This window comes from Bacillus sp. LJBV19 (assembly GCF_017797845.1).
In the GTDB taxonomy this organism is placed as follows: domain Bacteria; phylum Bacillota; class Bacilli; order Bacillales; family Bacillaceae; genus Bacillus; species Bacillus velezensis.
In genome coordinates this window covers 1,380,719-1,398,110 of sequence record NZ_CP072563.1, presented here as the reverse complement: position 1 = coordinate 1,398,110, position 17,392 = coordinate 1,380,719, and the positions used below count along the sequence as shown (strand labels likewise).

The window sequence follows — 17,392 nt, the reverse complement described above, 5'->3', positions numbered from 1 at the left end:
CTACAGTCCGATCACCCTGGCCAGAACTGAATTTGCTTCTTTTATATCGTTTGTACCGTGAATCAGAGCCCGTCCATCCTGAAAAATAACGATTCTGAAGCGCTCATACGCCATGTGCAGCAGAAATTCATTTGCTTCCACTTTACCGATCTGCTTCAGACGTTTGACAAGCTCTTCTTTATCCAGCCTCTTTAAGGCTTCCGATCTGATTTGAACGGTGTCTCTTCCGCACAGCACGCTTGCTTTCGGCCTGTTTTCAGGCTGCAGATACGGATATACGGGCTCCGCGCCGCAGGAAGGGCAATGATCCCGTTTGATCTGATCCACATTTATGCTCATATTGGTGTTATTCCACACGTCAAACGTGAAAAAGCGCCGATTTACCGCCGCATGATTTCCTGTCAGCAATTTCAGCGCCTCAGCCTGCTGATAAGCGGAAACGATATGAACCGCCGGAGGTATGATGCCTGCTGTATCACATGTCGCTCCGCCCACGGGCATTTGCTCAAACAGGCAGGATAAACACGGCGTAACCCCCGGAATAATCGTCATGCACATTCCCTGACTGCTGACACAGGCACCGTAAATCCAAGGTGTTTTCGTTTTCAGCGCCAGATCATTGATGACCATTCTCGTTTCAAAATTATCTGTCGCATCCACGATGCAATCCGCTTGTTCGATCAGCGGTTCGAGCGTTTCCGCCGTACCTTCCGCCGCGTAAGCATCGATATGTATATCACTGTTTACCGCCAAAAGACGCGCCTTGGCCGCCATTGCTTTCGGCAGGCGCTGTCTCGCGTCTTCTTCTGTATACAGCTGCTGTCTTTGTAAATTGCTCCATTCCACATAATCCCGGTCAATAATCGCCATACGGCCCGCTCCGGCTCTTGCCAAGCCCTCTGCCGCGGCTGTTCCGAGGGCTCCGGCTCCGACAATCAGGACACTGCTGTCAGCCAGCGCCTGCTGCCCTTTTTCCCCTATCGGCTTAAATCTTGTCTGCCGCGAATAGCGCTCTTCCATCTGTGTTGTCCCCTTGCATTTTTATTTCCATCATACCATGTTTCTTCCCGATCAGTCCTGATTTGAAGACTCGACATGCGCCAAAAGTCTGGTGTAATCGTCCCGTGTGTTGATATTAGCGAACTCCTCCGGCCCGGCGCCGATGTCTTCAGCCTGCACATAACAGACAGACAGCCGTTTCAGCGTGTCTGTCATTTTCAGTTTGTTTTGTGTCAGCTGATCAAAAAGCACACCCTGCACCCGTTTATGGTAAACCGCCAAGAGGGGATGCTCTCTGTTTTCACAAACCGGTATGACAGCGTCCAGATTTCCGGTCAGCTTCATTTCAAGTGCAGCCATCGTCTTTCTTGTCACGAGCGGCGTGTCACAGGATATGACCGTGTATGTTTCGCCTTCCGTTTGTTTCATTGCCGTATATATGCCGGCCAGCGGGCCCATTCCCCGAAACCGCGGCTCATCGGCAAAAACATGCCGCTCCCTGTTTGATAAGAACTTTTTTATATGCTCAGGGCGGCTGATAATTACCGTTTCTCCGCCGCCGAAGGCTTTTTTCGCCTGTTCATAAAACATGCCGCCCTTCCACTTTGCAAAAGCTTTCGGTTCTCCGAATCTTCGGGAAGCTCCCCCCGCTAATATTACATTCACCCATTTCATGTCATCTCTCTCCCATTCTATATAAAAGCATAGCAAACGCCTCAGCCGAAATACAATATTACGGTGCTTGTCTGTTTAATTAAGAGGAATAGCCGTTGATCCTTTCCCATATTGTAGTGTTAACATCATGAGGGAGATGGTTCTTATGAAAATATCCGGTCCGTTTTTCCACGACACTTCTCAAGAGAACCTTTACTTGAAATCCGAACTTTCCAGATGCAGAAAATTAATTTCAGAATTTGAAGCAAGCTACTTCCATCAGAAAAATAATAAGCTTCAGGAGGAAAACGCCAATATTAAAGAGCGGCTTCACAAGCTTTCTGACGAATTGGAAGCCATGGCTCAAAAACACAAACAGACAAGTGACACGGAACGTTCTTTGCATGAAATCAGAGCCGGGCTGCTCGATAAAATCGTCATTCTGCAAGAACTGCTTCAGCAGGAAACGTTTCGGCGGAAAAATGAGATGGAAGAAAAGCACCGTCTGCATCTTACAAATGTAAAATTTGAAGAAGAAAATAAAAACTTACATACCCGCATCCGCTCACTTGAGACCGCCATTCAAACTGAACGGACTTCTCACGAAGATATGAAACAGCGTTATCATGCCGCTGCAGACGAAAATACCCGGCTCCAAACACAAATGATAGAAAAAGAATACCAGCTCAAACATATTAAAATAGAAATTAATCATATGAGAGATCGAATACTAGAAACAAAAGAACGGCTTGTAGAAATAGAAAAAACGAAAGAAAAGTTATTTCAAGAAACCATTCTTTCGTATAAACGGCAGCTGGACGAAAGTGATGCTTGGATTGCCGGCCATTTTGCTGATATTGACAGCCGCACGGCGGAACCGGCGGAACAAGCTCTGGAAATCCCTTCTGTTTCGAAAGAGACTGTTCAGGCAGAAGACTTGCTTAAAGCCGTTACCGAACAAGTCATCTCCCTGCAAAAACAATTTGTACAATCAGAGTCCCGCGATCAGTCGTTTGATGAAAAACTGGATGCGTTGAAAGAACGTGCTGACGGCGAAAAGCCTTTCCAAAAATATGTCGTCAAGCTTGAAAAAAAGCCTGGAAAAGATGCGTCACTTCCGCAGAATAAGCGGGAAAACGCAAAAAAACTGCTTGAGTAACGCAAGCAGTTTTTACTGTTTTATTCAGCAGCCGTATCATTTGCCGTTTCTGCTGTTTCCTGAGAAATTTCTCCCTCAAGAATATATTGGCCGCGGTATGGTTTTTTCACTTCCGGATACATTTTAATTAAGCTTTGCATAAATGTTGTCATATTAGGAATTTCAAGGCCGCTTTCCTTTTCAATTTCCTTTTGCAGTTCGGAACTTTTGATCGCTGCATTGTGGCGTTTCAACGTTTTAATCGCTGCTTCGCGCAGTTTTGCCGCTTTTGATCCCGGTCTCGCCGTCCCTCTTCTTCTTCTTGTAGAACCGTCCGGAATGCCGGCGGGAAGAGACGTAATAGACTGCATCTGCGGCTGGGAGGATTGAGGCTGTGTCTGCGGCTTTTGATAGCTTCTCATTTCCTGTGCTGCAAGCTCTGCAAGCACCGGGAGAGAGTCACTTTTTTTCTCCGGACGAAACTCTTTTTTTGTATCGGACAGGCTGCCTGTATTGTCTAATTCTCTCAGTTTTGCATATATTTTATCACGTTCTATTTGATATTCACGAATGACTTTTACCTCTGCTTCGTTCAATTGTTCTAAACGTAAGCGCAGCGCTTCTCTTTCATTAAACATGTGTAAAACCCCCTGTCAAAAATTTAAACGCTTTTATTAAGATATTAGATTACAAAAGTAATTTTATCAACTATTATTTTATCATTTTACTATTTTATTTACTCTATGAAAAATTGCTTATTTTCTGAAAATGGTACTTTATATACAAAAATCCTTATCATATAGGGGATTCTGGACAAAGTTCCAATTTATTCAACCATTTCAAAATATAACTTGAAATTACTTGTTTAATGAAAATTAGCGTGATATCTACAATTTTCGACTATAATATGTAAAAGATAATGATATGGATAAAACAAGCGGTACAGCGTGTTTACGGCTGTTTCTCTTATTTTTTAAGCCACACATGTCATATTGGAATTTTTTATCCAATAGGCACAAAAAAACCCTGTTACCTAAACGGCAAAGGGTTTGCGGAACCGAGACAATAGTCCGACGGAGATTGTCCCGATTACTCAGAAGCCTGCTCCGTTTCTGAAAGTACTCGGCTGACGCGTTTTTCAAGCATTTTCATCCCGCTTCCTCCCGCTTGAAAATGGCGGAGCTGTCCGCTTTTATCAAAAACGTAATAAGCCGGCACATATTCATTTTCAAATGCTTCAGTCAGCGTATGATCGCTGTCGACGTAAATCGGCTGAGAGATATCATGTTCAGCCGCTGTTTTCTTGATTTTCTCAAGATCAAGATCGTCTTCGGAACGGGGCATGTGAACGGCCACCACATTCAGCTGATCTTTATATTTATCACGAAACCCGTTCACCTCAGGCATCGCTTCTTTACACATGCGGCAGCTGGCGGACCAGAAGTGAATCAGTGCCGGCTTTCCGCCGACCAGCTGTTCCTTCGAGACTTCTCTGTTAATCCATGCTTTAGCGCCTGTCAATTCAGGCATTTGCTGACGTAATTTCATCTTATTTCCCTCCTTACGAAAAAGGTTTTTTGCCGGGGCTTTCAGTCCGCCGGGCAACGTTATCCTGTTTTCCCTCCAAAGGATATGATTTGGCTGAATCACCATGTTAAAATGAGTGTGGCGATTCCTTAGTTCATATCTTCACAAAAATGATGATATTGAAACCGGGCAATATGAACAAATCATAAATGAAATAACTGATTTCTATTAAAAGGTTTATTTTATTTTAAAAACGGGTATATCACTTTTAGCTTTTTCCGCAATAGACTTGAAAGGAAGACATCACTATGATTGATCTAAAACACTTTGATTGGGCCGGGCTTCTCACATCTGCCGGGATTTTCATCATAAAGCTGGCTCTCATTATTTTAGCGTATTTTATTTTCCGGACGGCAGGAAAAAAGCTGATCAAGCATCTGTTTCAGAAATTCGAGCAACAAAACAACCTCTCTACAGGCCGCGCTTATACTTTGCGAAGCCTGGCGCTTAATGTATATGGATACATCCTGATTTTCGTTTTTATCGTAATGATTTTGGATTTATTTCACTACAATCCGAGCGCTCTCATTGCCGGCGCCGGCGTGGTCGGTCTCGCAGTCGGCTTCGGGGCTCAGGGGCTTGTCAGTGACATCGTCACCGGATTTTTTATCCTTTTGGAAAAACAGATCGACGTCGGTGATTATATTACGGTTGCCGGCTACAGCGGCATTGTCGAGCAGGTCGGTCTCCGTACGACGCAAATCCGGAGCTTTGACGGCACGCTTCACTATCTTCCCAACCGGGGCATTACGAATGTGAGCAACCATTCCCGCGGAACGATGCAGGCTCTTGTCGATATTAAAGTGCCGCTTGAAAAAAATCTTGATGAAACCATTCAAATCCTGCAAACCGCGTGTGACAAAGCAGCCGCTGAGCTCCCGCAGATTAAGGAAGGGCCGGACGTCATCGGGGTTCAGGATTTAAGCTCGTCAGAAATGGTGCTCAGAATCATTGCCAAAACAGAAAATATGGAGCAATGGCGGGTTGAACGCGTACTGCGGAGAGAAATGAAAATCGCGCTCGACCGTTTTAAAAACGCCGCTTCCGCCGAATAGAAAAACCGAAGCGTAAGCTTCGGTTTTTCTTTTTAATGAAATTTTTTTTCCACTTCGCTGCAGATTTCGTCGGCGGTCATTCCGGAAGCCGTAATGACGGGAGCCTGAGTTGACGTATCGGCAATTCCTTGGACATTGCTGTCAAGTCCGGTTACGACACAGCAGTCACAATTCTTCGCATCCTCAGGAGTCTTCATCATCACTACGTCATATCCTTTTTGTTTTAACGCCTGTTCTACATCCGATAAAGATTGTTCAATTCCAATTTTTTTCATCATATTGAACACCTCCGTTATGTAGAATGCTCAATTTTTGTTAGATTATTCTTCTTTTCGGATTTAATTGGCATACTTCGAAAAATATCCGACCATGACATTTACCGCGGTTTCCATCGCATCTTCATCCGGGTTCAGCTTTGCGTGATGAAGCCCGTGGGATGAATCGGCCCCCAGCCAGAACATAAAGCCGGGATATTTTTTCAGCATATATCCGAAATCTTCTCCGGTCATCGCTTCTTTCGCCGTTTTCACGTCAGCAAGCTGATGATCGCTGACAAATTGCATAAATTCTTCGGTCAGGCCGCTTGTATTATAAACTTGATGATAAACGGACGGATACGTGACTTTTCCTTTGCATCGGAAGCCGATTTCAATTCCTTTGACAAGCTCTTCAATCCGCTTTTTCACCATACGCATTGATTCCTCGGAAAGCGTCCGGATGGTTCCCTCCAGATGAGCATGCTCTGCGATGATATTTTGCGCCGTGCCCCCGGTAATCGTTCCGACAGTTATCACAGCGCTGTCAAGCGGATCCGTATTTCTGGATATGACCGTTTGCAGCTGCGTGACAAGCGTGCTCGCGGCAACGACCATGTCGTCTGCTGTATGCGGATATGCCGCATGTCCGCCTTTCCCCTCAAGATCGATGACGAGCTCGCTCGTATTGGCAAACAGCAATCCGCTTTTGGTGGAGATTGTGCCTACAGGAAGCTCAGGTGCTATATGGAGAGCGGTAATCAAATCCGGCGTCCATTTTTTCAGCACATCGCTTTCAAGCATCGGTTCCGCTCCGCCCGGTCCTTCTTCAGCCGGCTGGAATAAAAAGAGCAGATCATGTTTGACGGGATGATGGACAAAATGATCAATAATGCCGAGCGCGATGGTCATGTGCATATCGTGGCCGCATGCGTGCATAAAACCGGGGTGTTCAGATGCAAACGGAAGTCCCGTCTGTTCTTCAATCGACAGAGCGTCTATATCCGCTCTGTAGGCGAGCATTTTTTCCGGAGCCGTGCCGTTGACTTTGACAAAGATGCCGGTTCTCCAAGTTTCGATTTCAATTCTTTCTTCCGGATATTGGTTTAATAGATTCAGCAGGTACTGCTGGGTTTTATATTCCTGAAAGCCGATCTCCGGAATGCGGTGCAGATCTCTTCGGATGGCAATGAGCCGCTCTTTTTCCATATGTATTCCTCCTTGAGATAAGAATAAGGCGTGGATTTTATCATCCACGCCCATTCTATCAAACCATTCCTTACAGCTGGCGTAATTCCTGTTTGATTTCTGTTTTGCCTTTTGTTTTTTCATCGATATCTTTGATTTTTTTCGCAGGTGTTCCCGCTACAACGGTATATGGTTCGACATCGTTCACAACGATGGCTCCCGCAGCGACAACCGCGCCTTTACCGATTGTTACGCCTTCAAGCACAACCGCATTTGCGCCGATCACAACGTCGTCTTCCACGACAACAGGCTTAGCGCTAGGCGGCTCAATAACGCCCGCTAATACAGAACCCGCTCCGATGTGGCAGTTTTTGCCGACAGTTGCGCGCCCACCGAGAACAACGTTCATATCAATCATCGTACCTTCGCCGATGACTGAACCGATATTAATAGACGCACCCATCATGATAACGGCATTGTCGCCGATTTCGACTTGGTCGCGGATAATAGCGCCGGGCTCGATTCTCGCTTTAACATCTTTTAAATCAAGCATCGGGATCGCAGAGTTGCGGCGGTCATTCTCAATGACGTAATCCTCAATTTTGTCTTTGTTTTCTTCGATTGCGCTTTTAATTTCAGCCCACTCGCCAAAAACGACGCCGGATTGGCCGTTCAGGAATGTTTTAGCGGAATCGCCAAAGCTGATTCCTTCGAGATCGCCTTTTACATACACTTTTACAGGCGTTGATTTTGTACTATTTTGAATAAATGAAATAATTTCATTTGCATCCATCATTTTCATATGTATTGTCCTCCTCTGATTTTCTACCTCATTACTGTAACAAAGGAAGGATACAAAGACAAGAAAAAAAGGAACAAGCCTTTATTCTGCCGGCTGGCTGCACAGCGCGGCAAACTGTCTTCCGAATTCCCGGAGCTCTTCTTCCTCACTGCCCTCAGGGTTGTTTTCAATTTTGACCGACGGCAGCACCACCCGCCCGCCGCGGGCCGTGATTACTTTTTCCAATTCGTCAACCGCTCCGCAAAAAAACTCATAGGACGTATCTCCGGAACCGAACAAAGCAAATGTTTTTCCCGTAAACTCCAGGTTTTCCATATCTTCAGCAATATCGAGCATTTCATCAGGAAGATCCCCGTCTCCCCACGTATATGTGCCTAATAAAATATACTCGTAATCATTAAAAAGTTCGGCATGAATATCCATCGCTTCATATCTGTCTACGGATGCTTGTGCTTCGATCAGCCCTTTTTCAATTAAATCCGCCATCGCCTCGGTGTTTCCTGACATTGTAGCGTAAACAAGCAATACATTCCCCATCTTCGTCTCTCCTTTTGCATAAAAACTAATGTGCGAGCTGTACCGCCTCATACGGTCTGACAAACTTACTTTCGTAAAGGCCCGCGCAAAAAAAGTTTTCTTCCCGGTTGGCCACCCGCCATCCGTGACCGCGGATCGTATCAAACCACTTTAATTCACCGGCGGCGAGATCAGCTTGATAAATACGCGAAAATCCGTTTTCGTCCTGTGACGATGTGACATAAATAATCCCGTTATCCTCAGAAACGTCGAGAAATGATTTTTCCCGTACGGCGGGCCCGGCTGTAATGGCAAACTCCTCTTGCGTCCGCACGTTTCGGACGGCAACCTCTCCCCGTTCTCCCTTTGCCGCGCCCTTTGCTGCAATGAGCCAGTCATTCTGATACATCATCATTGAAGCCGTCATGCGCTGCCTTTCGCGGCTTATACGCCGGATGCGGTCTTCCGTCAGATCATACGCCCAAATGCCGCCATGATTCATATGAATCCGGGTGCCGATATAAATCGTCTGACCGTGTAAACAAAGCGAACGGATGACAGGCGGCTCCTTTAATTGTGAAAAGGGCTTAGCCACATGCCAAGTGACGCCGAAATCATCAGATAAGTAGAGGCAATATGTGCCGTGCGCACAGACAAACCCGTCATTCCGCCCGGCAACGGCCCATACGGAGGCGCTGGTCGGAAATCGGGAGGCCGTCCAAGTCTTTCCCTGATCGGCTGATCTGAGGACGGCGCCTTTTTCTCCAGCCGCGAATATGTAGGGCCCTATGTAAGTCAGCACATGAATTCTGCTTTTCACTCGGAATAGTCTTTTCCAGCCTTCTTCCGCGGAAAAATGAAAAATACCTTCGTCTTTCACCGCGACAAAATATCCTGAAGTCACTGATGCCATGACAGCCGTCGCGCCTTTATGAAACATGGCACCGGTCTCCGTGGTGAGCGGCCCATGCAAGAAAACCGCGGACAAATTCTTTGCAGCATTCCTGATCCTCAGCCGTCTCGGGCGCCAGCTCGATTTTCAGCGTTTCCGGATATAAATTGGCTCCGGCCTGTTCAAACGCATCGCAAAACAGCGTGACCGCTTCGCAAAACTTCGGGTAGGCGTGATCGCCTGAACCGAAACAGGCCGTTTTCAGTCCGTTGAGCTGGCTGTGCAGAATATCTTCGTAAAAATCTTCCGCTTCGTAAGGAAGATCACCATCCCCCCATGTGTACGTGCCGACAAAAACATAATCATATGCTTCGAGAGAATCCGCATCTGCCTCATCCATGTCGAGACAGTCAACTGCTATCTGATGCCCGCTCAGTGTTTCTTTTATAATGCCGGCAATATCCTCTGTATTCCCCGACATGCTTGCGTATATCATTAATGCTTTCTGCATATGATCACCTCGTAATTGATAATGATTTTCATTAACATATATAACACTTTAAATGATAATGATTTTCATTGTCAATAAAAAATAAAAAAAAGACAGCATGATTGCTGTCTTTCTAAAATGGGCGTTCCTGCTTCAGCATATCTTTAATGACAGAAACAAAAGCCTGCACCTGTTTTAATTCAAATGCCGGCTCATAACCGAGCAGCCATGTGTCACGGCCGATCGGGTGATCTTTTGTATCAAGCAGGGGCATTTTATTTACTTTGTCTTCCTCTTCTAAAGTGACTGACGGCAGAATGGCATAACCGATCCCGTGCAGCGCCATCTGCTTGCACGTTTCAATCTGATCGACGAGGATGGTCTGTTTCGGCGAGGTTTTGAATTTTTGATGCCACCAATGCTGAATTTCCTGAAAATATGTACTGTCACTTTTGAATTGGATAAACGGCCGATCGGTATGGGCAATATCATCAATACAGGAAATTTCCGTATCAACCAAATATAAATGATCGGTCATTAAATAATCTTTCCGGCCTTTCCATTCCGGATTTCCCCGGATAATGCCGATATGTACCTGATCTTCATACAGACTTTTCAGCATTTCGCTGCTCCACCCTGTAATGAGAGAGACCTTTGCATTCGGATATCGTTCCACATATGTTTTTAACACTTTCGGAAGCCAGTGCTGCCCGATAATGGAGGCGACGGCAAGCTTTAATGTGCCGTGAATCTCACCCTCAAGTTCATCAATGTTTTCTCTGATTCTTTCTTGCCGATCCGTGACGTCATTTGCAAATTGTATGATTTTTTCTCCTGCCGGCGTTACCGTAAGTCCTTTTTGAGATCTTAGAAAGATCTTTGTTCCCCAGGCTTTTTCAATGGTCTGCAATCGCTGGGACAGAGCCGGCTGTGACACGAATAACCGTTCGGCAGCCTTCCTCATGTTTAATTCCTCAGCCAAAACTACGAGCATATGAAGCTCTTGAAGCTGCATGTCGTCCTCCTTTTCAATGCCTTTTCGTATTTCTTATCTACCATTCTAATAAAATAAAGGCTGCCGAGGCAAGCGCCACTCATATGTATGCGTTTTCTTTTTCCCGCATGCAAAAGAACAAATAGGCTGATCGTGCGAGCCTACTTATTCAATGATCTGATATGGCTGCTTAACTGTTTTAACACGACTCTTCTCGTGAAAATGCCTTCAAAGACGCCTTCATCATTTTCAACGCAGACAAAGCCGTTGTTAATGACCATGCTGAACCCGTTGATAATCGGATCATTGATGTGGAGACGGGGAATGTCTTTCAGCATGACTTCCTCAACCGTAATTTGATCCAGCTTCTCAAACTCGATCCGTTCAAGTCCGAAAATGCTGTTCATAATCATATTTGTCCCGATCAAACCGTGCAGACGGTACGAAGCGTCGAGGACGGGAATGGCGGTATAGCCGGTTTTGGTCAGCACTAAAAGAGCATGCTCAAGGTTGTTTCCGACTTGAACGTGCGCCACTTTATCCGCCTCGATCATAAATTGTCCGACTGTTGCATCAAGAAGCTGATCTGATTGTAAGCTAATCATGTCACTTCGACCCCTTTACATTTTTCATCAAAGCATGTATTCCCTATATTGCAATAATATAAACATTATCATTTTTTGTCGAAAAGTTTCCGTCAATAAAAAAGATACTCTTTACAATCGAGTATCAATTTATAGGCCGCTGATTAATTTTCATTCCGAAAACGGTCATAGAGCGTTACGAGTTTTTTATAAGTGGTTCCATCAACGCTTTTTGACCCTGCTTCTATATCGTTGATTTCGCTGGTCAAAAGCTCAATGGCATATTCTTGATTGATCAGGATATTCAGCAGAAGTTTCTGTTCTTCTTCCGTAAATCGTTCACTGATAAGACTCATACGTAATCAGGCCCCCTATTTTTAACTGAATACCTCTGAAAGCAAGGTGAAATTTGCTTTCAGCTCTACCGCTAGAATAAGTAAACAGAAAAAAATCGTCAACCGCATAATTCGACATTTTGCGGATTCTGTATGAAATATTATTTTGTGTAACGATTGGCATAACTGAATGCTGTGCAGGAATCGGGCTTGATTTTCGCTTCAATGCCCATCGAGGTAATGCGGCCGGTCATTTCTTGTATCAATTCTTTTGTCAGCCCTTTTTGACCGATATCCAGATGCACTTCAAATGAAAGATCCGCCCCTTCATCCGCAAAAGGCAAGAGTAAATCTGTCATTTCCATAAGACGGCCGTCGAGGATATGCGCAGCCATCTCCTGGCTGAACGCGGTTTCCAGCGAAATTTTTTCGCGAAGGCTATGTATCGGTCTTGCAAGATCGTGATTTTTCAAACAGCCCCAAGCTCCCTTGCCTGTACGGTGCAAGTGTATAGCCGTAATAAACTTTGTGAAGTCGCGGTAAACTTGTGAATCAGTCCCTACAGACAGCACGTATGCTGAACGGGGGTCTTTATTGACAAAGCGTTTCAGCCGCTCCGTCACGTCTTGAAAGGTCATCTGTGCCTCAGAAAGATTATAAAACAGAAAAGAATCAGCCATGTACGGACACTCCTCTTTCCAGAGTCTACAACCAAACGAACAAGCACGTTCCTTTGCATAATTTAATAAAGCTCCGCTTGCGGAAGACCGGAAGCTTGGTCAGCCTGAAAAATCAAATCAAATTACTGAAGGAGCTCAAAAATTTCAATAGAAATCATGTCAATGTTATCAAACGGATATGTGTTAGGTTTTTCACCTTTTTGGAAAACCGTCAGTTCAAACGTTTGATTTTTTTCGAAATATTTAACACTGCAAATTTTTTCGCCGTTAACTTCAAAATAACGCTGCATCGGCTCGTTCGCCGCTTCCGCTGTTTCTTGCAGACTTTGCAGCCGCGTGATGATACCCATTAATTGTGACATTCTAAAAAAAGACTCCTTTCAAAAAACAACTTCAAATCAACAAGTATTTATTATAATACAAGTTCTACAGAGCATCATACCATAAAGTAGACCGGGATGGCATTTTCCCGCTGGATTTTCAAAAAGAAATAAACGGGAAAACCGTGTTTTCGAATAGTTTGAAGCTTTTTTCGGAATGTCATACACCTTTCAAAAAAATTTTTCGCTTTTTGAGCCGCCATTGTCAGATGTATGTGAAAAGAAGCCTTTTTATGCGACAGACGGCATAAAAAAACTTGGCGGGGGTAGCGCCAAGTTTTTTCGGATCTTGATCTGATAGAGGGGTTGGGGAACAGAGAGTAACTTCTCTCTATAACTAAATGATAATGATTATCAGTATCATTGTCAATCGTTTTTTAAAACTTTTTCACACTTATAAAAAAAAAGCGGCATACAGCAGCCGCTTTAAAGTAACCCGTCCTGTTCATATAAATAAGAGTAAGGCAGATCGATAAATAAATACATATTGTCATCCATCGGGTATGAAAAGGTTCTGATCATCTCACCTGTCTCAATATCACTGTACAGATCACTGAAAAAACCTTTTCTTGAATTCCGCATCTTCATGATGTTTTCTAAAAAGTACGGACGCCAGCTCCAGTTTTTCTCCATGTATTCAGGCTGATAAAGCCATTCGCCGGACTGCTTGAACACATTTCCCGTCAGCTGATAGCCTTCTTCATCACACATATAAATTCTGAAGCAGCAGTCGGTCAGGTTTTCCGCCAGTTTTTTAATAAACTCATCGTCCGCCTGATGGGTTTTCTTCAGCTCGGAAACTGCCTGATTGACCCGCTTATAAAAATTCTCAGAGTGTTCATATACCGTTTCCAGCTTCTTTTTTTCTCTCGTAATAAATTGCTGAAACTCCGTTTTCAAGCGTGCTTTTAACAGGCTCCGGTCTATAAAATCGCCGCTCGGCGCCTGCAGATAATAGCCTTGAAAAAATCGGCCTCCGTTTCTCCATGCGTACTGGAGCTGGAAATCAGCTTCTATATCTTCATACAGCAGCGCGGCGCCGATTTTTCTTGCCAGCAATGAAATGCTGTACAGCACATGCTCATATGATGGTGACGGCTGAGATACCTTCAGCGCCTGCAAATCTATTTTCAGAAGGTCCGGTGAAAGGAGCGCGATTCTGTCCAGGTTGCTGCTCTCCTTACCTATATTGTCCACCGCGATTTTAATGCCGTATGTACGATAATAGGCAAGCATATGGTACAGCTGTTCAATGTCGCCTTCGAAATTGTGCTCGGTGATCTCAAGCACAATACGGTTCAATTCAATGCCCTGCTCTTCGTATTCTTTCAAAAGCTCAAGAAAGCTTTCGCCGTGGTCAAGCATCAATACATTCGCATCCTGATTGATAAAAATCAACAGATCACGGTCAGCTTCTTTAAACCGCTCCAGCGCCTGCCTGATGACTCTGTCATCGACCTCAAGCTTATATTCTTCCGGAATGCCGGAATCTAAGAAAAACGACCCGAGGCTCTCAATCTCCGCATTTGCCAAAATACGCCCAAGCACCTCATAGCCTACGACTCTTTGTTCTTCAGCGTTAAAAATCGCTTGGTAATACGGAATGACATCATCAATATTCGTCAGTATATCAAGTGGGTCCAACATGTTATCACCTGCTTCTCTATCTTTGTCTGATTATACACAATTATATCAGCACCACAAATGTTTAGATTAGGGGAAAAGGAGGCAGTATGGCAGCAGCTTAAAATAAAAGGGGGACATTTTTAAGATCACTCTTCAGACCGGTTAATTAAGGACGTTATTCATTTGTTTCACAATCACAAATAAAAGGATAAATATAAGAGCATTATAACCGGCAGCTGTCCAAAAATAATGGCTCCAATCAGTGCTGTTAAATATCCAATCATCATCATGTTTCAACTGAAAGAAAGTTCCTTTTTTATCTAAAATGCCAAATGTAAGAGTTGTTAACCCGCCAACACTCTCGGAAACGTCAACTCCATACATTGAACCGGCATGATCAGTATGATTTATTGGCATATACGTATAATCAGATAAAATTGTTTCCGCCAGCTTGGTTGGCAGAGACACATATAATACAGCCGATGTATCGCCTCCGAGCCCACTCAAATACTCCCTGGCTTTAATACATTTCGTTTCATCAGGAAAATCTATGTGATATAGCTTTTCAAATCTGATTATTTCATCAGATGTAAGATTGGTATTTTGATAATACTCCGGAGTAAAAGCACAAATAATAAAGTACCAAATATTAAAGATGATAGCTAAACTGCTTACAAATAGTACAACGAACCATTTTAATAATTTCTTCAATTAATCGCCCCTTAATCTTTCAAAATTATATCATAATTTCGAATAGAAAATAAAACAAGCGAACGGCGGCTTTAACGTTCGCTTGTTTTGCAAAATCATCAATATCTGAAAAATTAAAACGGATAAGGATTCAGCCATTGCCCCCCGTCCATTGTGATACAATCCCCGTTTATATAGGACGCTTCATCAGATAGCAAAAACGCTGCCAACGCGGCGATTTCTTCCGGTGTGCCCAGCCGGCCGAGCGGCACACTGTTCATAGTGCGGGACGCCGCTTTTTCCGATTCAAACAGCTTCTCCGCACCGCCTGTCCGTTCAATCGGGCCTGGGGCTATCGCGTTTGTGCGGATGCCGTATTTGCTCCCCCATTCAACGGCCAGCGTTCTTGTCAGTGACAATACCCCCGCTTTGGCTGCAGCGGAATGAACGACACCCGCTCCCGCTCCCCATGCGTATGTAGCGGCCATATTTAAGATGACGCCCTTCTGCTCCTGCTCGATCCAATGCCTTGCCGCGGCTTGGCTGCAGAAAAATGTGCCGTTTAAAACAATCTCAATAACAGCTTTCCATCCATTGGGCGTCAGCTTCTCTGCCGGGCAAATAAAGTTGCCGGCCGCATTGTTAATCAGCGCATCGAGCCGGCCAAAGACTTTTTTCGCTTCTGTAATCATGTCTGAAGCGGCGGAATCAGAACGGACATCCATTTGAAAACAGGCGACCTGCCCCTCAAAGGTCTCAATTTCTTTTTTTGTTTCCTCAAGTGCTTCATGGTTCCTCCCTGTCACCATGACGTGCCATCCTAATTCAGCCTGTTTTTTCGCCATTGCTTTTCCCATGCCGCTTGAACCGCCTGTAATGATTACCGCTTTCTTATCCATAACAAACCCACCCCTTTTATTGAATGAATAATCATTCATAATTTTATCATAGATGTCTTTCCGCGTCATTACATGCTGAGAAGGGATTTTTCAGCCAAGCTGATGATATAATAGAAAAACTCTGACAAAGGTTGGTTTTACATATGGAGAAAATGACCAGAAGAACATTTTTAAAAAGAGGATTCGGTGTTTTGGGTGCAGCTCTTGCAACGGCTTGCGGTGGCTACGGCTATGCCCGGTATATTGAACCGCGCATGATTGAAATCACCCGGCATACAATCACCAACCGCCTGATCCCCCGCGGCTTTGACAATTTTAAAATCGTTCAATTCAGCGATACGCATCTCAGTGATGTGTTTACATCCGGTGACTTGAATAAAGCAGCGGAAAAGATCAATCAGCTGAAACCCGATCTGCTCATCTTTACGGGAGATTTAATTGATAAGCCGCATTTATTTAATGATCACCAGCATGCACTCGCCGTCCTGCAAAATCTTGAAGCTCCCTTCGGCAAACTTTGTGTTTACGGAAACCATGACCACGGAGGCTACGGTACGAACACGTACAAGGCTCTGATGGAAGCTGCTGATTTTCAAGTGTTTCGAAACGGCTATCGTCAGGTGCAGCTGACAGACGGAAGCCGGATTGAACTCGCGTTTTTGGATGATGTAATGCTCGGAAAACCCGATTATGAAGGCACCCTGTCCCGCCTTTCCGAAGATGCGTTTTCCATTTTAATCGTCCACGAGCCTGATGCCGCTCTCGAGATAGGCGGATATCCCGTAAACCTCCAGCTGTCGGGACACACTCACGGCGGCCAGGTCCAGCTCCCGTTTTTCGGCCCTCTCATTACGCCTCCTTACGGAAAAACGTATACCGACGGCATGTATACGCTGCATGACAGAGCCGTTTACGTCAATCGCGGGCTCGGTACGACAAGACTGCCGTATCGTTTTTTAGCCAGACCGGAAATCACGCTGTTCACATTGAAAACCGAGCAAAAATAAGACTTTTATCCTGATGCACAGACACCCCCTCCGTAATATGTATATGGAAAAGAGCAAAAAGGAGGGTGATGAAACTGCTGACATATCAAGTGAAACAAGGAGAAACCATCTCAAGCATTGCGCAAGACTTCAGAATAAGCACTGCTGCTCTCCTTCAGGCAAATCCCTCAATCCAATCGGTCATATACGCGGGACAGCACATTATCATACCGAATCTTCCTGACCCATCCACCATTCCCTACTCCATCATCGTGTATATCGGAGCGAAGAAACTGGAGTTATACCGCCTTGGCAGGCTCATCCGTACGTACCCCATCGCAGTCGGAAAAATATTGACGACCACGCCGACCGGAGAATTTTACATCGTGAACCGTCAGCCTAAGCCCGGAGGCCCGTTCGGCGCTTATTGGCTCAGCCTCTCTAAAATTCATTACGGCATTCACGGAACAAATAATCCTTCCTCCATCGGCAAAGCGGTATCAAAAGGATGCATCCGGATGTATAATCAGGACGTCACTAAACTTGCCGCTGCCGTTCCTAATGGAACAAGGGTGACTATTATAAGATAGAAAGATCTTATTTGTTAATGGAACGAGCTGATGATAATATATTACAGTGGGAC

General features: G+C 44.8%; 22 protein-coding genes. 4 read left to right on the top strand and 18 right to left on the bottom strand.

The window, feature by feature from the left end:
• Positions 1 to 1,020, bottom strand: a complete 1,020-nt coding sequence (locus tag J6600_RS07200; protein ID WP_007611113.1) for a molybdopterin-synthase adenylyltransferase MoeB — start codon at positions 1,018 to 1,020, stop codon at positions 1 to 3.
• 51 nt (positions 1,021 to 1,071) lie between these two features.
• Positions 1,072 to 1,674, bottom strand: a complete 603-nt coding sequence (locus J6600_RS07195; RefSeq protein ID WP_025649507.1) for a molybdenum cofactor guanylyltransferase — start codon at positions 1,672 to 1,674, stop codon at positions 1,072 to 1,074.
• Positions 1,675 to 1,819: 145 nt separating this feature from the next.
• On the opposite strand from J6600_RS07195, the gene J6600_RS07190 reads away from it, so the two are divergent.
• Positions 1,820 to 2,812 carry a coiled-coil domain-containing protein gene (locus J6600_RS07190; protein WP_021493753.1) on the top strand — a complete coding sequence of 331 codons (993 nt, stop codon included), beginning with the start codon at positions 1,820 to 1,822 and terminating at the stop codon, positions 2,810 to 2,812.
• Positions 2,813 to 2,832: 20 nt separating this feature from the next.
• On the opposite strand, the gene rok is transcribed toward J6600_RS07190, so the two are convergent.
• Both rok and J6600_RS07180 read right to left on the bottom strand, forming a co-directional pair.
• Positions 2,833 to 3,429, bottom strand: a complete 597-nt coding sequence (gene rok / locus J6600_RS07185) for a transcriptional regulator Rok (RefSeq protein ID WP_003154591.1) — start codon at positions 3,427 to 3,429, stop codon at positions 2,833 to 2,835.
• A 451-nt stretch (positions 3,430 to 3,880) separates the two neighbouring features.
• Positions 3,881 to 4,339: a TlpA disulfide reductase family protein gene (locus tag J6600_RS07180; RefSeq protein ID WP_014417617.1), complete on the bottom strand. Its 459-nt coding sequence runs from the start codon at positions 4,337 to 4,339 to the stop codon at positions 3,881 to 3,883.
• Positions 4,340 to 4,626: 287 nt separating this feature from the next.
• On the opposite strand from J6600_RS07180, the gene J6600_RS07175 reads away from it, so the two are divergent.
• Positions 4,627 to 5,433: a mechanosensitive ion channel family protein gene (locus J6600_RS07175; RefSeq protein WP_021493755.1), complete on the top strand. Its 807-nt coding sequence runs from the start codon at positions 4,627 to 4,629 to the stop codon at positions 5,431 to 5,433.
• A gap of 32 nt (positions 5,434 to 5,465) precedes the next feature.
• On the opposite strand, the gene J6600_RS07170 is transcribed toward J6600_RS07175, so the two are convergent.
• From J6600_RS07170 to fadH, 14 genes are all read right to left on the bottom strand, one after another.
• On the bottom strand, positions 5,466 to 5,711 hold the full coding sequence (locus J6600_RS07170; protein ID WP_209388184.1) for a YkuS family protein: 246 nt from the start codon (positions 5,709 to 5,711) through the stop codon (positions 5,466 to 5,468).
• Positions 5,712 to 5,771: 60 nt separating this feature from the next.
• The gene (locus J6600_RS07165; protein ID WP_017417680.1) at positions 5,772 to 6,896 is read right to left on the bottom strand and encodes an N-acetyldiaminopimelate deacetylase; all 1,125 of its coding nucleotides are present in this window, start codon (positions 6,894 to 6,896) and stop codon (positions 5,772 to 5,774) included.
• 70 nt (positions 6,897 to 6,966) lie between these two features.
• Complete coding sequence (gene dapD / locus J6600_RS07160) at positions 6,967 to 7,677, bottom strand: 2,3,4,5-tetrahydropyridine-2,6-dicarboxylate N-acetyltransferase (RefSeq protein ID WP_007409623.1); 711 nt, start codon at positions 7,675 to 7,677, stop codon at positions 6,967 to 6,969.
• Between the two features lie 81 nt (positions 7,678 to 7,758).
• Positions 7,759 to 8,214 carry a flavodoxin gene (locus J6600_RS07155; protein ID WP_007409622.1) on the bottom strand — a complete coding sequence of 152 codons (456 nt, stop codon included), beginning with the start codon at positions 8,212 to 8,214 and terminating at the stop codon, positions 7,759 to 7,761.
• A gap of 25 nt (positions 8,215 to 8,239) precedes the next feature.
• Positions 8,240 to 9,133, bottom strand: coding sequence for a WD40/YVTN/BNR-like repeat-containing protein (locus J6600_RS07150; RefSeq protein ID WP_029973678.1), 894 nt, complete (start codon positions 9,131 to 9,133; stop codon positions 8,240 to 8,242).
• A complete protein-coding gene (locus tag J6600_RS07145; RefSeq protein WP_012117440.1) occupies positions 9,123 to 9,596 on the bottom strand; it encodes a flavodoxin in 474 nt (157 codons plus the stop codon). The genes J6600_RS07150 and J6600_RS07145 overlap by 11 nt, the downstream gene beginning before the upstream one ends.
• Positions 9,597 to 9,708: 112 nt before the next feature.
• On the bottom strand, positions 9,709 to 10,590 hold the full coding sequence (ccpC, locus tag J6600_RS07140) for a transcriptional regulator CcpC (RefSeq protein WP_007611101.1): 882 nt from the start codon (positions 10,588 to 10,590) through the stop codon (positions 9,709 to 9,711).
• A gap of 140 nt (positions 10,591 to 10,730) precedes the next feature.
• Entirely contained in the window at positions 10,731 to 11,174 is a 444-nt protein-coding gene (gene cbpB / locus J6600_RS07135; protein WP_209388183.1) for a cyclic-di-AMP-binding protein CbpB, read from the bottom strand.
• A 143-nt stretch (positions 11,175 to 11,317) separates the two neighbouring features.
• A complete protein-coding gene (abbA, locus tag J6600_RS07130) occupies positions 11,318 to 11,509 on the bottom strand; it encodes an antirepressor AbbA (protein WP_003154609.1) in 192 nt (63 codons plus the stop codon).
• 140 nt (positions 11,510 to 11,649) lie between these two features.
• On the bottom strand, positions 11,650 to 12,168 hold the full coding sequence (locus J6600_RS07125) for a ribonuclease H-like YkuK family protein (RefSeq protein ID WP_012117439.1): 519 nt from the start codon (positions 12,166 to 12,168) through the stop codon (positions 11,650 to 11,652).
• Between the two features lie 122 nt (positions 12,169 to 12,290).
• Positions 12,291 to 12,530: a YkuJ family protein gene (locus J6600_RS07120; protein WP_003154613.1), complete on the bottom strand. Its 240-nt coding sequence runs from the start codon at positions 12,528 to 12,530 to the stop codon at positions 12,291 to 12,293.
• A gap of 444 nt (positions 12,531 to 12,974) precedes the next feature.
• Positions 12,975 to 14,195 carry an EAL domain-containing protein gene (locus J6600_RS07115; RefSeq protein ID WP_209388182.1) on the bottom strand — a complete coding sequence of 407 codons (1,221 nt, stop codon included), beginning with the start codon at positions 14,193 to 14,195 and terminating at the stop codon, positions 12,975 to 12,977.
• Between the two features lie 141 nt (positions 14,196 to 14,336).
• A complete protein-coding gene (locus J6600_RS07110; RefSeq protein WP_014417610.1) occupies positions 14,337 to 14,885 on the bottom strand; it encodes a hypothetical protein in 549 nt (182 codons plus the stop codon).
• 113 nt (positions 14,886 to 14,998) lie between these two features.
• Positions 14,999 to 15,763, bottom strand: coding sequence for a 2,4-dienoyl-CoA reductase (gene fadH / locus J6600_RS07105; RefSeq protein WP_014417609.1), 765 nt, complete (start codon positions 15,761 to 15,763; stop codon positions 14,999 to 15,001).
• 143 nt (positions 15,764 to 15,906) lie between these two features.
• Between fadH and J6600_RS07100 the strand changes: the two genes are divergently transcribed.
• Complete coding sequence (locus J6600_RS07100; protein WP_209388181.1) at positions 15,907 to 16,770, top strand: metallophosphoesterase; 864 nt, start codon at positions 15,907 to 15,909, stop codon at positions 16,768 to 16,770.
• 74 nt (positions 16,771 to 16,844) lie between these two features.
• A complete protein-coding gene (locus tag J6600_RS07095; protein ID WP_088056573.1) occupies positions 16,845 to 17,339 on the top strand; it encodes a L,D-transpeptidase family protein in 495 nt (164 codons plus the stop codon).
• Positions 17,340 to 17,392: the final 53 nt, after the last annotated feature.

Excerpts from the sequence above, each read along its gene's own strand:
- J6600_RS07155 (WP_007409622.1), bottom strand. The coding sequence starts at position 8,214 with ATGGGGAATGTATTGCTTGTTTACGCTACAATGTCAGGAAACACCGAG.
- J6600_RS07165 (WP_017417680.1), bottom strand. The coding sequence starts at position 6,896 with ATGGAAAAAGAGCGGCTCATTGCCATCCGAAGAGATCTGCACCGCATT.
- rok (WP_003154591.1), bottom strand. The coding sequence starts at position 3,429 with ATGTTTAATGAAAGAGAAGCGCTGCGCTTACGTTTAGAACAATTGAAC.
- cbpB (WP_209388183.1), bottom strand. The coding sequence starts at position 11,174 with ATGATTAGCTTACAATCAGATCAGCTTCTTGATGCAACAGTCGGACAA.
- J6600_RS07145 (WP_012117440.1), bottom strand. The coding sequence starts at position 9,596 with ATGCAGAAAGCATTAATGATATACGCAAGCATGTCGGGGAATACAGAG.
- J6600_RS07195 (WP_025649507.1), bottom strand. The coding sequence starts at position 1,674 with ATGAAATGGGTGAATGTAATATTAGCGGGGGGAGCTTCCCGAAGATTC.
- J6600_RS07150 (WP_029973678.1), bottom strand. The coding sequence starts at position 9,133 with ATGTTTCATAAAGGCGCGACGGCTGTCATGGCATCAGTGACTTCAGGA.
- abbA (WP_003154609.1), bottom strand. The coding sequence starts at position 11,509 with ATGAGTCTTATCAGTGAACGATTTACGGAAGAAGAACAGAAACTTCTG.
- J6600_RS07170 (WP_209388184.1), bottom strand. The coding sequence starts at position 5,711 with ATGATGAAAAAAATTGGAATTGAACAATCTTTATCGGATGTAGAACAG.
- J6600_RS07200 (WP_007611113.1), bottom strand. The coding sequence starts at position 1,020 with ATGGAAGAGCGCTATTCGCGGCAGACAAGATTTAAGCCGATAGGGGAA.
- fadH (WP_014417609.1), bottom strand. The coding sequence starts at position 15,763 with ATGGATAAGAAAGCGGTAATCATTACAGGCGGTTCAAGCGGCATGGGA.
- J6600_RS07190 (WP_021493753.1), top strand. The coding sequence starts at position 1,820 with ATGAAAATATCCGGTCCGTTTTTCCACGACACTTCTCAAGAGAACCTT.
- J6600_RS07100 (WP_209388181.1), top strand. The coding sequence starts at position 15,907 with ATGGAGAAAATGACCAGAAGAACATTTTTAAAAAGAGGATTCGGTGTT.
- J6600_RS07180 (WP_014417617.1), bottom strand. The coding sequence starts at position 4,339 with ATGAAATTACGTCAGCAAATGCCTGAATTGACAGGCGCTAAAGCATGG.
- J6600_RS07175 (WP_021493755.1), top strand. The coding sequence starts at position 4,627 with ATGATTGATCTAAAACACTTTGATTGGGCCGGGCTTCTCACATCTGCC.
- ccpC (WP_007611101.1), bottom strand. The coding sequence starts at position 10,590 with ATGCAGCTTCAAGAGCTTCATATGCTCGTAGTTTTGGCTGAGGAATTA.
- dapD (WP_007409623.1), bottom strand. The coding sequence starts at position 7,677 with ATGAAAATGATGGATGCAAATGAAATTATTTCATTTATTCAAAATAGT.
- J6600_RS07115 (WP_209388182.1), bottom strand. The coding sequence starts at position 14,195 with ATGTTGGACCCACTTGATATACTGACGAATATTGATGATGTCATTCCG.
- J6600_RS07125 (WP_012117439.1), bottom strand. The coding sequence starts at position 12,168 with ATGGCTGATTCTTTTCTGTTTTATAATCTTTCTGAGGCACAGATGACC.
- J6600_RS07120 (WP_003154613.1), bottom strand. The coding sequence starts at position 12,530 with ATGTCACAATTAATGGGTATCATCACGCGGCTGCAAAGTCTGCAAGAA.